This is a genomic window from Bacteroides sp. ET225 (assembly GCF_024733745.1).
Taxonomy (GTDB): Bacteria; Bacteroidota; Bacteroidia; order Bacteroidales; family Bacteroidaceae; genus Phocaeicola; species Phocaeicola excrementipullorum.
The window spans coordinates 60,913-74,901 of sequence record NZ_JANRHN010000005.1; the positions used below are offsets into that span (position 1 = coordinate 60,913).

Genomic DNA, 13,989 nt, shown 5'->3' on the forward strand with positions numbered 1-13,989 from the left:
GTGCTTTTGTGCGGTTAACTTTAGAAATCCGGTCGCAGAGAACAATAAAAAAGAGGCACTTCCTCACGAGGTGCCTCTTTCAAAAGATGAGAGAGTTTATGAATTTTGTTTTCTGCTATCAGGTGGTTTATTTATCCATTGTAACGGTCATTTCCGGAATCAGAATGAAATCTTTCTTTTTGTTGTTCCATTTGTAGTATTCCGTTGTAACGCTCTTGTTATCATAAATATAACGGATGCACAGGTCATTCTCCCAGCGGTTCTTCATGCCGTTCCATTTTTGTGACATGTTTTCAGTCATCTGGTTGTTTGCGTCATATTTATAGTTATATTTCATATAGTTGGTCAGCATATTGCCGTCTTTCTTGTAAACGGTTTCTGAAACTTTCACGCCGTTTACCTCTTCTGCGTTATAGATGAGATTGTTGTCCCATTCTTCTGCAAAAACTGTAAGATTAGCTACGAAAGCAATCACTACGACAAACAAACTTCTCAATAAACTTCTTGTCTTCATATCTTTATTTTTTTAAGGTTTGACTGACATTTTGTTTTTAATCACAGTGCAAATATACGGATAGTTTTGATATGGCGTATATGTTTTGCCGAAAATTTTGCGGTTAATTAGCAAAATGTTATCAAATAAAGATATGTTAACAATCTCTTCAAATCAATGCGCTTCGAGCCAATTCTTTCCCCAACCGCAGTCTGCACGCAGAGGTACTTTCATTTTGTAAGCACTTTCCATTTCGCTTATCACTATTTGCTTCACTTTTTCCTTTTCTTCAGGCAGTACGCTGAAGTTCAATTCGTCATGAACCTGAAGAATCATTTTCGATCGGATGCCCTCTTTCATGAAGCGTTGGTAGATGCGGACCATCGCTACTTTTATAATGTCGGCAGCACTTCCCTGTATCGGAGCGTTTATGGCGTTCCGTTCGGCATATCCGCGTACAACGGCATTGTGTGAATTGATATCCGGCAAGTAGCGTTTGCGCTTGAATATAGTTTCGATGTATCCCTTCTCACGTGCCGAGCGGATGCTTTTATCCATATATTCCCGTACGTGCGGATATGTTTCGAAGTATCCGTCGATAAGGGCTTTTGCTTCTTTCCGGTCTACATTCAGACGCTCCGCCAGGCCGAATACAGAAATGCCGTAGATTATGCCGAAGTTTGCTGTTTTTGCTTTGCTCCGCTGTTCGCGGGTGACCCCTTCCAGCGGTTCCTTATATATCTTTGCTGCGGTTGCCGCATGGATATCCTGCTCTTCATTGAACGCTTCAATCATGTGCGGGTCTTCGCTCAGATGCGCCATGATACGCAGCTCTATCTGTGAATAGTCGGCCGAGAAGAACTCGCAACCGTCGTCCGGTATGAAGGCCTTCCGTATTTCTTTGCCGTCTTCGTTGCGTACCGGGATGTTCTGAAGGTTCGGGTTGCTTGAGCTTAGCCTTCCCGTAGCCGTAACGGTCTGGTTGAACGAAGTGTGTATCCGTCCTGTCTTCGGGTTGATCAGTTGGGGGAGAGCGTCGATATACGTTCCCAGCAGTTTTTTGAGTCCGCGGTGTTCAAGGATCTTGCCTACGATTTCATGTTTCCCCTTCAGGCTTTCCAGCACTTCTTCCGAGGTTACATATTGTCCGCTCTTGGTCTTTTTGGCTTTCTCCACAATCTTGAGCTTGTCGAACAATATCTCGCCCACCTGTTTGGGAGAAGCGATATTGAAGTTTGTTCCGGCCAGCTGGTGCACCTCTTCTTCAATCTGGTTCATCCGAGCGGTGAAGTGTCGGGAGGTTTCCTTCAGAGCCTCCGTATCAATCCGTACTCCGTTCCGTTCCATATAGGCAAGTACGGGGACGAGCGGCATCTCGATTTCCTCGAACAGGTCTTTTACTCCGTTCTCGGCCAGTTCGCCTTCCAGCACATTCTTCAGTTTCAGCGTCACGTCGGCATCTTCGCACGCATACTTGTATACTTCATTGGGCGGAAGGTCACGCATGTTTTTCTGGTTTTTTCCTTTGGGTCCGATCAGTTCCTCTATTTTGATTGTATCATATTTCAAATAGATTTCCGCCAGATAGTCCATTCCGTGCCTAAGTTCGGGCTGGAGAACGTAGTGGGCAATCATTGTGTCAAACATTTTCCCTTTTAGGGTTACTCCATAGTTTTCCAGAACCAGCAGGTCGTATTTGATGTTTTGTCCGACCTTGACTGTTTTTTCGTTTTCGAATACGGGCTTGAATATGTTTACAATCTTTTGTGCTTCTTCACCGTCGGGCGGCACCGGAACATAAAAAGCCTGGTTTTCTTCATACGAGAAGCTCATCCCGACCAGTTCGGCACTGATTGGATCGGTTCCTGTTGTTTCTGTGTCTAGACTGAGAACTTGCGTTGTAATTAATTTTTGAAATAAATCACGCATTTTCTCTTCATTATCAACAAGTTGATAGTCGTAATGCAGGTCGTCAAGCCTCGTGAGATTTGAATTTTTCGTTTCTTCCGTTCCGTTGTCCGTGAAAAATCCAAAGAGATCAGGTTGTGCGGGCGTGGCCGGTGCGGGTTTCTTTTCTCCGTTCAATACCCGTTCTATGAGGGTGCGGAACTCCAGCTGCTCGAAGATCCGGCGCAATTCTTTTTCGTCCGGTTCTCTTCTTTTCAGGGTTTCCATGTCAAGCTCTACCGGCACATCGGTCTTGATGGTGGCAAGGAATTTTGAGAAGCGAATCTGTTCTTCGTTTTCTTCCACTTTTTTCTTGATAGCTCCTTTCAGCTCATCGGTATGGGCCAGCAGGCTTTCGATGCTTCCGAATTGCGCAATCAGTTTTTGCGCCGTCTTTTCTCCTACGCCGGGACATCCTGGAATGTTGTCAGCCGTGTCGCCCATCAGCCCAAGCATGTCGATGACCTGTGCGGGCGATTCGATATTGAATTTCTCCTTAACTTCATCGACTCCCATGATGTCGAAGTCCTTGTCGCCGTATTTTGGGCGATACATGAATACATGTTCGCTTACAAGCTGGCCATAGTCTTTGTCGGGAGTCATCATATACGTATTGATGCCCCTTTTCCCGGCCTGTGTCGCCAGTGTGCCGATCACATCGTCTGCCTCATAGCCTCTTATTTCCAGTATGGGAATCCGGTAGGCTTTGATAATATCCTTTATCGGCGTTACCGACCATTTGATTGCCTCAGGCGTTTCTTCTCTCTGCGCTTTGTATGCGGCAAAGGCATTGTGTCTGAATGTCGGCCCGGGAGGGTCGAATGCGATTCCGATGTGTGTGGGTTCTTCTTTCCGCAACACTTCCTCCAGTGTATTGACAAAGCCTAGTACGGCTGAAGTGTTGAAGCCTTTTGAATTGATACGGGGATTCTTGATGAATGCATAATAGGCACGGTAAATCAGTGCGTATGCGTCTAATAGGAACAGTTTCTCCATGTCGGCTAAAAATCTTTAGTTTTTTCATGTAAATGTACAAAAAAATACGCTATTATTTCTTTTATTATTATTTTTGTACGCTAAATAAATGCACATGAACAAAATAGATTTGATAAAGCAGCCCGTAGAAACAGAATTAAATGAATTTAGGGCACTTTTTGAGGCCTCTTTGACAAGTTCAAATCCGAGGCTGCAGGATGTGTTGTCGTATATAAAGAAGCGGAAAGGGAAGATGATGCGTCCTATTCTGGTGATGTTGATGGCCAAACTGTTCGGCAAATTGAATGACGCGACGTTTCATGCTGCTCTTTCTTTGGAATTGCTTCATACGGCGAGCCTTGTTCATGATGACGTTGTGGACGAAAGCGATGAACGTCGGGGGCAATCCTCTGTCAATGCGATCTATAATAACAAGGTGTCTGTGCTTGTAGGGGACTACATGTTGGCAACGAGTCTGAAGCATGCTTCACATACAGGGATGATACGTCTGGTTGAACTGGTCGCTTGTCTGGGACGGGACCTTTCTGAGGGTGAAATACTTCAGCTGACCAATATCGAGAACAATGATTTTTCAGAACAGGCTTATTTTGATGTCATACGCAAGAAGACGGCTGCTCTGTTCCGTGCGAGTGCTGAGAGCGGAGCTGTATCAGTAGGGGCAGGTGAGGAGAACATCCGCAAGGCCTCCCTCTTCGGCGAGCTGATTGGAATAGCCTTTCAGATCAAGGATGACATATTCGACTATTTTGACAGTTCCCAAATCGGCAAGCCCACAGGCAATGACATGATGGAAGGCAAGCTTACTCTTCCGGCCATTTATGTGCTGAATAAATTAAACGATTCCAAGTTGAATGAACTTGCTTTGCGCATACGGAAACTGGAGGCTTCGAAAGAGGAGATAGGCAGTTTTGTAGAGCGGGTCAAGAATGAAGGCGGCATTGGATATGCCGAAAAAACAATGAGGGATTTCCGGAACAAGGCTTTGGGCCTTTTGTCTGACTTTGAAGGCAATGCCATTTGCCGGTCGTTGGCTGCTTATATTGATTATGTAGTGGAACGCGACAAATGATTTTGCGCAGCATAAGAAAACAAGGGTGAGCAGGTGTATTTGTACGCTGTTCACCCTTGTTCTTTTGGGGACTCCGTTTCCTTTCGTATGGAGATGGCCGGAGCTTTGTTTTGCTTGAGATTAAAAGAGCTTCGTTTCTTCGCCCAATATGTCTGAAAGCAATTTGTTTGCCAGGCGGCTGGTTCCCAGACGGAACAAGTCGTTGTTCAGCCAGTCTTTGCCGAGAACTTCCTTTACAATGGTGTAATAAACGATGGCATCGTGCACTGTGTTTAGTCCTCCGGCAGGTTTGAATCCCACTTTCCTTTCCGTTTCAAGGTAGTATTCCTTTATAGCCTGACACATGACGTAAGCCGCTTCGGGAGTAGCGGCCGGCTGTTCTTTTCCCGTGGACGTCTTGATGAAGTCTGCTCCCGAATACATTGCCAGAATGGCTGCTTTCTTGATGTTTGAGGCAGAGCCCAAGGCACCGGTTTCAAGGATTACTTTCATGTGCTTTTCGCCGCATACGTCTTTCAGTTCCTGAATCTCGTCACACATTCCTTCATAATCTCCGCTGAGGAATTTTCCGACAGAGATCACAATATCTATTTCGTCAGCCCCTGCATGAAGCGCCATGGCCGTTTCTGCAACTTTTACTTCCATGAATGTCTGTGAAGAGGGGAATCCTCCGGACACGCATGCTATCTTCACATGGTCGGCTTCCAGTGTGTCGTTGACGATTTCTGCCATGTTGGGATAAACACAGATAGCTGCAACGTTTTTCAGATCGGGGTATTTGTCGTCGAAGTCATTGACTTTCTCTGTAAACTCCATCACGCTGGTTTCGCTGTCTGTACATTTCAGCGTTGTCAGATCGATGCAGTTGAACAGGAACTTCTTGACTTCAGGTGTGTTGTTTTCATCCGCATGCTTCTCGATGAGATGCGATACTTTTGATGCGATTTCATCGTCTTTGAGATCTGTATTGTATTTTCCCAAAGCCACCTCATATTTGCTGGGCTGGTTCAGGTTTTCTTTGTTTTCCTCTTCCATGTTGCGGAACAGGTCGCTTTCGAATTCGTCGTTGTTATACATATCGCTTATAATTTAGGGTTGTTCTTATGTCGGTCTTTGTCACGCGCAGTTTTCTTGTCGAGATTCTTTTTGAAGGCTTCTGTCAGGTCTGTTCCGGTTTGGTTGGCGATGCAGAGCAGTACCCATAGCACGTCGGCCATTTCATCTCCCAAATCGTGCTTCTCGCCTTCCTTGAAAGACTGGTCGCCATAAGTGCGTGCCATGATGCGGGCAAGTTCGCCCACTTCCTCTGTCAGAACCGCCATGTTGGTCAGTTCGCTGAAATAGCGTACGCCATATTTTTTTATCCAGTTGTCTACTGTTTTCTGAGCTTCTTCTATTGTCATTTTATTCTTTGTTTTTGGTGTCCATGCAGATTGTTACCGGACCGTTGTTCAGCAGTTCTACTTTCATGTCTGCTCCGAAGGTTCCTGTTCCCACCTGTTTCCCTAAGGCGATGCTCAATTCATTGCAGAAATAGTCATAAAGGGGGACTGCTGTTTCATGTCTGGCTGCACGTATGTATGAGGGACGGTTTCCTTTCTTCGTAGAAGCCATGAGCGTGAACTGACTTACTACAAGTATTTCTCCGTTTGTGTCTAGAATCGATTTGTTCATGACTCCGTTTTCATCATCAAATACGCGGAGATTGACAATCTTTTTGCACAGCCAGTCGGCATCTTCCCGGGCGTCGGCTTCCTCAATGCCCAGAAGGATCAGAAATCCCTCTTTAATGGACGACTTGCATGCTCCGTCAATTGTAACTGAAGCATGGCTGACACGTTGTATTACTACTCTCATTGGTTCTTGTTTTTTACAAAAATACGAAATTTATTTGTTTTCTTGCAGGCTTTCCTTGACGGTTTTTGCATTTGTTTCGCCAATTACTTCAGCCAGTTCTTCAAGGCTTGCCTGGCGGATACGGGCCACGCTCTTGAATTTCTTCAGCAGGGCGGTTTTCCGTTTTTCTCCGATGCCTTTGATGTTGTCGAGCGCCGAAGCTATCTGACTTTTGCTCCGTTTGTCCCTGTGGAAAGTGATGGCAAACCGGTGCACTTCATCCTGGATGTTTTCCAGCAGATGGAAGAGGGGCGTTCCTTGTTTTATGCCTACCGTTTGTGGGGGGAATCCGAACAGAATTTCCGAGGTCCGGTGCTTGTTGTTCTTGGCCAGTCCGACGATTGGAATTGACAGGTGAAGCTCGTCTTCGATGACTTCTCTGACCACCTCCATTTGTCCTTTTCCTCCATCGGTTAAGATGAGGTCGGGAAGTTCTCCCTGCTCGTCAAGGATTCGCGTGTATCGGCGCCTTACAACTTCCTGCATGGAAGCGTAGTCGTCCGGCCCGGTAACAGTCTTGATTATGTATTTCCGGTAATCTTTTTTGCTTGGCTTGGCCTTCTTGAATACTACGCATGCGGCCACAGCATCCGCTCCCTGGATGTTCGAGTTGTCGAAGCATTCGATATGGTTCGGCATATGGCTTAGGTTCAGCTGTTCTTGTATCTCTTTCATCAGGCGTACGCTTCGCTGTTCCGGATTCAGCTTTTCCGCCTGTTTCAGGCGGTCGATTTTGTATTGCTTTACGTTCATGACCGAAAGATCCAGCAGGTGTTTCTTTTCCCCCCGTTGCGGGATGGTAAACGTCACTCCGTTCATTTCCATATCCAGTTCGAACGGGATGATGATTTCTTTCGACTGGCTTTTGTATCTTTCCCTCATTTCTGCGATTCCGAGCTGAAGAAGCTCCTCTTTGCTTTCGTTCATCCGTACCTTGTACTCGAATGTGAAAGCCTGGTTAATGCATCCGTTGGTGATGTGCAGGTAATTGATGTAGGCCGAGTTTTCGTCCTTCTCGATAGAGAATACGTCAATGTTGTGCAGGGTCGAACTGACAACCTCGCTTTTTGAACGGTAGTTTTCAATCAGCAGGTATTTCTCTTTTACCTTTTGAGCTTCTTCAAATCGCATTTCGTCTGCAAGCCCTTTCATCTTTTCCATGAGAAGAGCACTTATGGACTGCGTGTTTCCTTTCAGTATCTCTTTTATCTGACCGACATTCTCCATGTATTCTTCGTGTGAAATCAGTCCGATGCAAGGCCCTTTGCAGTTCTTTATATGATATTCCAGGCAGACTTTGAATTTTCCTTGGCTGATGTTTTCGGGAGTCAGCGCAAGCCGGCAGGTGCGTAGCGGATACAGTTTCTTGATGAGTTCAAGCAATGCCATCATCGAAGGAATGTGGCTGTACGGTCCGTAGTAAGTTGATCCGTCCCGGATGATTTTCCGTGTTCTGTAGACCCGCGGAAAATACTCGTTGCTGACGCAGATTGACGGATAGGTCTTGTCGTCTTTCAGCAGGACGTTGTATCTTGGCTTGTATTTCTTGATGAGGTTGTTTTCCAGAAGCAGCGCGTCTTCTTCCGTATTCACCACGATATATCGTATGTCGGCAATTTTCGTTACAAGAATCTTTGTCTTCGCAGACTGATGCTCTTTTGAAAAATAAGAATAGACGCGCCTTTTCAGGTTTTTGGCTTTCCCTACATAGATGATTGTTCCTTCTGCGTTCAGGTATTGGTAGATGCCTGGCCCTTCCGGCAGATTGAGTACGATTCTGTGCAGGTACTCAGCCGTTGTCAACCCGTTTGTCTTTTCGTTTTCTTCCATTGCTGGATATTATAGCTGCAGCAGGGTAGTAACCTCCGTACCTTCTTCGAAGGCTTTTCTTCCGTTGAGTCCCTTCAGCTCGATGACAAAGTTTACATAAGCTTTCTCCACGCCAAAGCGTTTGGTCAGTCGGTATGCGGCAGCCATGGTTCCTCCTGTGGCCAGAAGGTCGTCGTGCAGCAAGACAACATCATCCTTTGATATGGCGTCTTTGTGTATCTGTATGGTGTCCGTCCCGTATTCTTTCTCGTAGGTTTCTTCTACCACCTCTGCCGGCAATTTCCCCGGCTTGCGCGCCATGATGAATCCGGCTCCGAGGCGTGCGGCCAAGGCTCCTCCCAGGATGAACCCTCTTGATTCGATTCCGACTACTTTTGTGATGCCTTTGTCCTTATACATCTCATACAGCTCTTCTATAAGTCCTTGAAGGCACTCGGCGTTTTTGAAGAGTGTCGTTACATCATAGAACAGGATTCCCGGTTTGGGGAAATCCTGGATTTCTCTCAAGTTCTTTCTTAATGTTTCTTTATTCATAACCAATGTTTTATGTGATTTCCTTAAATAAATTGTTTCACGTGAAACACTCCGTCCGTTACCGGCCCATCAGGACAAGAAGCACGTTGATGTCGCTTGGAGATATCCCCGGAATGCGGCTTGCCTGCGCAAGGGTTTCCGGATCGATCTTTATCAGCTTTTGTCTGGCTTCGGTTGACAGGGACTGGAGGTTGGCGTAGTCGAACTTGCCTTTGATCCGGATTGACTCCAGGCGATGGATCTTGTCGGCAATCGTCCGTTCGCGGTCGATATATCCCTTATATTTGATGAGGACTTCTGCCGCTTCTACGATTTCATCTTTCCGCTCCTTTACTTGGTCGATGGCTTCTTGAAGTGCGGGGATATGCGGCGCGATGTTTTCGACGGTGATTTGCGGCCGGCTGATAAGGTCGATCAGTTTGCACCCATGGGAGAGGCGTGCTGTTCCGAGAGCCTCCAGCGTGTCATTTATCTTGTCGGCCTTGATGGAGTAGGTCGTGGCAAATTTTGTCAGCCGTTCTATCTCTTCTTTCTTCTTGCAGAAGATGTCATAGCGATCCTGCTTTGCCAGCCCGATCCGGTAAGCCCGTTCCGTGAGTCGCATGTCGGCATCGTCCTGACGCAGAAGGATGCGGTATTCGGCCCGCGAGGTAAACATGCGGTAAGGCTCGTCTACGCCTTTGGTCACCAAGTCGTCGATAAGCACGCCGATATACGCTTCGTCGCGTCCCAGTGCGAACGGTTCTCCGCCATGGCAGTTGATGTGCGCATTGATTCCGGCAACGATTCCCTGTCCTCCTGCTTCTTCGTATCCGGTGGTTCCGTTTACCTGTCCGGCGAAGAACAGGTTCTTGACGATTTTCGATTCCAGCGTATGCTTGAGCTGTGTCGGGTCGAAATAGTCGTATTCGATAGCGTATCCCGGCCGGTATACTACAATATCCTTGAAGCACGGAATCTTTTTCAAGGCTTCGAGCTGGATCTCCATCGGGAGCGAAGAAGAAAATCCGTTCAGGTAAAGTTCGTGTGTCGTTTCACCTTCCGGTTCCAGAAAGAGCTGGTGCTGGGGCTTGTCGGGGAAAGTCACGATTTTCGTTTCGATGCTCGGGCAATAGCGCGGCCCGATGCTTTGGATCTGCCCGTTGAAGAGAGGAGAGTCCTTCAATCCGCTGCGCAGCACCTCATGCACTTCTTCGTTGGTGAAGCAAGTCCAGCACTGGAGCTGCTTGAGTTTGCGAGGCTCGCTGATGAAGGAGAAGCGGTGAAAATCATTTTCTCCGTCCTGCGTATCCATTAATTCGAAGTGTACGCTTTTCGCGTCAATCCGCACAGGTGTTCCTGTTTTCATTCTCCCCGCAGTTATGCCATGCCGGGTGATTGACTCGGTCAGATGATACGATGCAGGCTCTGCGCACCGTCCGCCGGCAAGCATCTTGTGCCCGATATGCATCAGTCCGTTCAGGAATGTACCGGCGGTAAGAACTACGCATTTGGCATGAAAGGTAACGCCCCAGCATGTTATGAGTCCCGTCACTTCGCCGTTCTCTACAATCAGCTCCTCCACCGTATCCTGCCAGATATGAAGATTTGGAATGTTGTCCAGCACTTCGCGCCATGCCCAGATGAATTTGCCGCGGTCGCATTGCGCGCGCGGGCTCCACATGGCAGGTCCTTTTGAGCGGTTCAGCATTCGGAACTGAATGGCGGTCTTGTCGGTTACCAGACCCATATATCCTCCAAGGGCATCGATTTCTCTCACGATTTGCCCTTTTGCGATGCCGCCCACGGCCGGGTTGCAGCTCATCTGCGCAATCTTGTTCATGTCCATTGTGATAAGACATGTTTTTGAGCCGAGGTTGGCGGCCGCGGCCGCGGCTTCACATCCCGCATGTCCGGCACCGATTACAATCACATCGTAGTTGAAGTTCATTCTTCTTTTTATAGTTTTGATTCGGGGGCAAAAATACGAAAAAATGGTGGCATGGTCAACACCAAACGTTCCGTTTAAAGCGGTTGCCTGATGTGATGAAAACTGCAGCCTGTTTCCCTGGTACGTTTAAGAGCCTGATATAATATTTTATTGGAAAATCAAAACGCTCTAAGGCTTTCGGAAGTCCGGGCCAAGCCGCATGTCTTTTGTGCATGAGCCGAAAAAACTGCGGCTTGGCGTCTTTTTTCTTTTTGTGTGGAAGAGGTGTTCCGGCGGGACGGGTTCATTGCATTTGGTCCAGCATCGCCAGCGCTCGGTTTTCCGCCGCTTCCATAATCTCGCGTTCTCCCGGTCCTTTGTCGTTGATTCCGCAGAGATGAAGGATTCCGTGGATGATGACGCGGTGCAGTTCGGTGTCGTACGGCGCATTGAATTGTTCGGCGTTGGTGCGTACGGTGTCAAGACTGATGAAAAGGTCGCCGGAGATCCGGTTTCCTTCCGTGTAGTCGAATGTGATGATATCCGTATAGTAGTCATGTTGCAGGTACTGGCGGTTTACCTCCAGTATTTTCTCGTCCGAACAGAAAACGTAGGCTATTTCGCCTGTGCGTTTTCCGTAAGTTTCGGCTACGGCTTTTATCCATGCCGTGATTTTTGATTTCTTGATGTCGGGCATTTCTACCCCTTCGGTCTGATAACTAATCATGGGTTGCGTAATATTTTAAAAGAACAGATAGCAGATGAAAATCGAAGCGATAACTCCGGCAAGGTCGGCCAGCAGTCCGCAGGGAATCGAATGCCTCATGCGGGAGATGCCGACGCTTCCGAAGTATACGGCAAGGATATAGAATGTAGTGTCTGTAGAGCCCTGGAAAATGCACGACAGGCGGCCGACGAAAGAGTCGGCTCCGTATGTGCTCATGGCATCTACCATCAGGCCGCGCGCCCCGCTTCCGCTCAGCGGTTTCATGAGGGCGGTGGGGAGAGCTCCTACGAACTGGCTGTCTATGCCGCAAAGTTCTGCCAGCCGTGCGATTCCCTGGATCAGATAGTCCATGCATCCCGAAGCGCGGAACACCCCGATCGCTACCAGTATCGCCACGAGGTAAGGAATGATGCGGATGGCGGTTGTGAATCCTTCTTTCGCTCCTTCCACAAAAGCGTCGTACACGTTGACCTTCTTTCGCGCACCGGCCCATATAAAGCTGATGATGATGGTGAAGAGAAGCACGTTGGCGATGGTCGTCGACCAGGTGTTTATCTGTTCTCTCGACAATGTGCTGAAGAAGAATATCAGGCAGGCGATGAACAGGCTGGCTCCTCCGAGAAAGAGGAGGATGGTGCGGTTGAGCAGGTTGATTTTCTGGTAAATGCTGACCGCAATGATGCCGGCCAGTGTAGAGAAGAATGTCGCAAGCAGAATCGGGACGAACACATCGGTGGGCTGGGCGGCTCCGAGCTGGGCGCGGTAGACCATGATGCTGATAGGTATCAGTGTGAGCCCCGACGTGTTGAGCACCAGAAACATGATCATCGGGTTGCTTGCCGTGTCTTTTTTCGGATTCAGTTCCTGCAAGCCTTCCATCGCTTTCAGTCCGAGCGGCGTGGCCGCATTGTCGAGCCCCAGCATGTTTGCCGCAAGATTCATGAAGATGCTTCCGGTCACGGGATGGCCTTTGGGAATATCCGGAAAAAGTTTGCAGAACAGCGGACTCAGAACGCGTGAGAGCACGTTGACCACACCTCCCTTTTCGCCGATCTTCATGATGCCCAGCCAGAGCGAAAGCACTCCTGTCAAGCCGATGGAAATCTCGAAGGCTGTCTTCGATGATTCGAAGGTAGAATTGATGACGGCAGGGAAGATTTCCGTGTCGCCGAAAAAGATCAGACGTACCGCCGCCACGATGAAGGCAAGGGCGAAGAAAGCAATCCAGATGTAGTTTAATACCATGTCCGTGTTTTTTGATTCGGATGTCAAAGGTAATGAAAAAAGTCGGAAAACAAAAAGCGATGCCGCAAACGCTGCGTTGGAAAACTTTTTGTAAATTCGTGGGCATGAAAACGATGAAGCAGAAATATGTCCGCTGGACGGTTGAGGGGATTCTGGCAGCCTTTGTGCTGGTGTGCCGTTTTGTGCCGGATTGCGGAGAATGGTATGCCCGCACGGTTTATCCTTCGGTTTCGTTCGTGCTTTCGGCCTGTACGAGCTGGATTCCGTTTTCGCTCGAAGAGTGGGTGGTGACGGGATGCGTTGCGGCACTTGTGCTCATCCCTTGGGCCGGGCGGAAAAAGAAGGCATCCTGGCGCACGGTCCTCCGGCGCGAGGCCGAACTTCTGGTCATTGTCTGGTGCTGGTTCTATGTGGGATGGGGAGCCAATTATTTCCGTCATGATTTCTTCACGCGCTCCGGAACAGAGCGGGCCGAATATCGTGCGGATGCTTTCGGCCGCTTCCTCCGCGCCTATACCGATAGCCTGAACAAGTCTTATACGATTGCCCCCATGCCTTCCCGAGAGAAGCTGGAAAGCGAGCTGAAAGCCGTGTTCGCTTCGGTCCGCCCGCATTTCGGACTTGCCCGGCCCCGTCCGTTCCATCATCCCAAGCGGGTTGCCTTCAACGGCCTTTATTCGGGTGTAGGCGTGCTTGGCTTCATGGGGCCTTTCTTCTCCGAATCGCAGTTGAACCGCGACCTGCTTCCCGTAGAATACCCGTTCACTTACGCCCACGAATATTCTCATCTGTTGGGCGTGAGCAGTGAAGCCGAGGCCAACTTCTGGGCTTACCAGATCTGCATCCGTTCAGATAGTCCGGCGGTACGCTATTCCGGTTATTTCGGCTTGCTTCCGTACGTGTTGTCGAATGCCCGTTCGCTGCTTCCGGAAGAAGCATACGCCGGGTTGGTTTCCTCCGTCCGTCCCGAAGTGCTGGACGATTTGCGGGAAAAGCAGGCGCATTGGGCTTCGTTGTACAGCCCTTTTGTCGGGAGCATTCAGGAAACCGTCTATTCATGGTATCTGAAAGGAAACCGGATACCTTCGGCCCAAAAGAACTATGCCGAGGTGATCGGGATGATTCTTTCGTTGCCGGATTCGCTCGCCTTGACGGATTGAGCGATTGCGCACATTGTCGTGAAATCCGGCCTCCGGCCGTCATAACGTTGTGAAAGTCCGGTTTGCGCTGACGGGCGAGGGCGTCGTTGGGAGTGAAACAGGATGCATCTTCAGGCAGGCTTCCATGCATACCCCGCTCAGGAGCCTTATGGAAGGGGCAGAATGACGGGACATCTTTGTCTG

At 48.6% G+C, this 13,989-nt stretch carries 12 protein-coding genes; 2 read left to right on the forward strand and 10 right to left on the reverse strand.

Translation table 11 applies throughout. From position 1 onward, the window contains the following. Nucleotides 1-127: 127 nt before the first annotated feature. Together NW212_RS03665 and polA are read right to left on the reverse strand one after the other, a co-directional pair. Complete coding sequence (locus NW212_RS03665) at nt 128-514, reverse strand: DUF3836 domain-containing protein (protein WP_258337285.1); 387 nt, start codon at nt 512-514, stop codon at nt 128-130. 153 nt (nt 515-667) lie between these two features. After that, nucleotides 668-3,436 (reverse strand): DNA polymerase I, encoded by a 2,769-nt coding sequence (gene polA / locus NW212_RS03670; RefSeq protein WP_258337286.1) that lies wholly within the window; start codon nt 3,434-3,436, stop codon nt 668-670. Between the two features lie 94 nt (nt 3,437-3,530). On the opposite strand from polA, the gene NW212_RS03675 reads away from it, so the two are divergent. Then, nucleotides 3,531-4,505 carry a polyprenyl synthetase family protein gene (locus NW212_RS03675; RefSeq protein ID WP_258337287.1) on the forward strand — a complete coding sequence of 325 codons (975 nt, stop codon included), beginning with the start codon at nt 3,531-3,533 and terminating at the stop codon, nt 4,503-4,505. 120 nt (nt 4,506-4,625) lie between these two features. Here the strand turns inward: NW212_RS03675 and deoC are convergent, their stop codons facing one another. From deoC to NW212_RS03715, 8 genes are all read right to left on the reverse strand, one after another. Further along, nucleotides 4,626-5,540 (reverse strand): deoxyribose-phosphate aldolase, encoded by a 915-nt coding sequence (gene deoC / locus NW212_RS03680; RefSeq protein WP_258337377.1) that lies wholly within the window; start codon nt 5,538-5,540, stop codon nt 4,626-4,628. A gap of 47 nt (nt 5,541-5,587) precedes the next feature. After that, entirely contained in the window at nt 5,588-5,908 is a 321-nt protein-coding gene (locus NW212_RS03685; protein WP_258337288.1) for a nucleotide pyrophosphohydrolase, read from the reverse strand. 1 nt (nt 5,909) lies between these two features. Further along, a complete protein-coding gene (gene dtd, locus NW212_RS03690; RefSeq protein WP_258337289.1) occupies nt 5,910-6,362 on the reverse strand; it encodes a D-aminoacyl-tRNA deacylase in 453 nt (150 codons plus the stop codon). A 30-nt stretch (nt 6,363-6,392) separates the two neighbouring features. Then, complete coding sequence (uvrC, locus tag NW212_RS03695; protein ID WP_258337290.1) at nt 6,393-8,231, reverse strand: excinuclease ABC subunit UvrC; 1,839 nt, start codon at nt 8,229-8,231, stop codon at nt 6,393-6,395. A gap of 9 nt (nt 8,232-8,240) precedes the next feature. Further along, the gene (locus NW212_RS03700) at nt 8,241-8,765 is read right to left on the reverse strand and encodes an adenine phosphoribosyltransferase (RefSeq protein WP_258337291.1); all 525 of its coding nucleotides are present in this window, start codon (nt 8,763-8,765) and stop codon (nt 8,241-8,243) included. Nucleotides 8,766-8,823: 58 nt separating this feature from the next. After that, nucleotides 8,824-10,695: a tRNA uridine-5-carboxymethylaminomethyl(34) synthesis enzyme MnmG gene (gene mnmG, locus NW212_RS03705; protein ID WP_258337292.1), complete on the reverse strand. Its 1,872-nt coding sequence runs from the start codon at nt 10,693-10,695 to the stop codon at nt 8,824-8,826. A gap of 283 nt (nt 10,696-10,978) precedes the next feature. Then, entirely contained in the window at nt 10,979-11,401 is a 423-nt protein-coding gene (ybeY, locus tag NW212_RS03710; protein WP_258337293.1) for an rRNA maturation RNase YbeY, read from the reverse strand. Nucleotides 11,402-11,416: 15 nt separating this feature from the next. Further along, on the reverse strand, nt 11,417-12,646 hold the full coding sequence (locus NW212_RS03715) for a nucleoside recognition domain-containing protein (RefSeq protein ID WP_258337294.1): 1,230 nt from the start codon (nt 12,644-12,646) through the stop codon (nt 11,417-11,419). 104 nt (nt 12,647-12,750) lie between these two features. Here NW212_RS03715 and NW212_RS03720 point away from each other — a divergent pair, with 104 nt between their 5' ends. Continuing rightward, nucleotides 12,751-13,806 carry a DUF3810 domain-containing protein gene (locus NW212_RS03720; protein WP_258337295.1) on the forward strand — a complete coding sequence of 352 codons (1,056 nt, stop codon included), beginning with the start codon at nt 12,751-12,753 and terminating at the stop codon, nt 13,804-13,806. Nucleotides 13,807-13,989: the final 183 nt, after the last annotated feature.

Bases quoted from the DNA above. Each gene is read 5' to 3' on its own strand.
- deoC (WP_258337377.1), bottom strand. From the start codon at position 5,540: ATGGAAGAGGAAAACAAAGAAAACCTGAACCAGCCCAGCAAATATGAG.
- NW212_RS03675 (WP_258337287.1), top strand. From the start codon at position 3,531: ATGAACAAAATAGATTTGATAAAGCAGCCCGTAGAAACAGAATTAAAT.
- NW212_RS03685 (WP_258337288.1), bottom strand. From the start codon at position 5,908: ATGACAATAGAAGAAGCTCAGAAAACAGTAGACAACTGGATAAAAAAA.
- polA (WP_258337286.1), bottom strand. From the start codon at position 3,436: ATGGAGAAACTGTTCCTATTAGACGCATACGCACTGATTTACCGTGCC.
- NW212_RS03665 (WP_258337285.1), bottom strand. From the start codon at position 514: ATGAAGACAAGAAGTTTATTGAGAAGTTTGTTTGTCGTAGTGATTGCT.
- NW212_RS03720 (WP_258337295.1), top strand. From the start codon at position 12,751: ATGAAAACGATGAAGCAGAAATATGTCCGCTGGACGGTTGAGGGGATT.
- uvrC (WP_258337290.1), bottom strand. From the start codon at position 8,231: ATGGAAGAAAACGAAAAGACAAACGGGTTGACAACGGCTGAGTACCTG.
- dtd (WP_258337289.1), bottom strand. From the start codon at position 6,362: ATGAGAGTAGTAATACAACGTGTCAGCCATGCTTCAGTTACAATTGAC.
- ybeY (WP_258337293.1), bottom strand. From the start codon at position 11,401: ATGATTAGTTATCAGACCGAAGGGGTAGAAATGCCCGACATCAAGAAA.
- NW212_RS03700 (WP_258337291.1), bottom strand. From the start codon at position 8,765: ATGAATAAAGAAACATTAAGAAAGAACTTGAGAGAAATCCAGGATTTC.
- NW212_RS03715 (WP_258337294.1), bottom strand. From the start codon at position 12,646: ATGGTATTAAACTACATCTGGATTGCTTTCTTCGCCCTTGCCTTCATC.
- mnmG (WP_258337292.1), bottom strand. From the start codon at position 10,695: ATGAACTTCAACTACGATGTGATTGTAATCGGTGCCGGACATGCGGGA.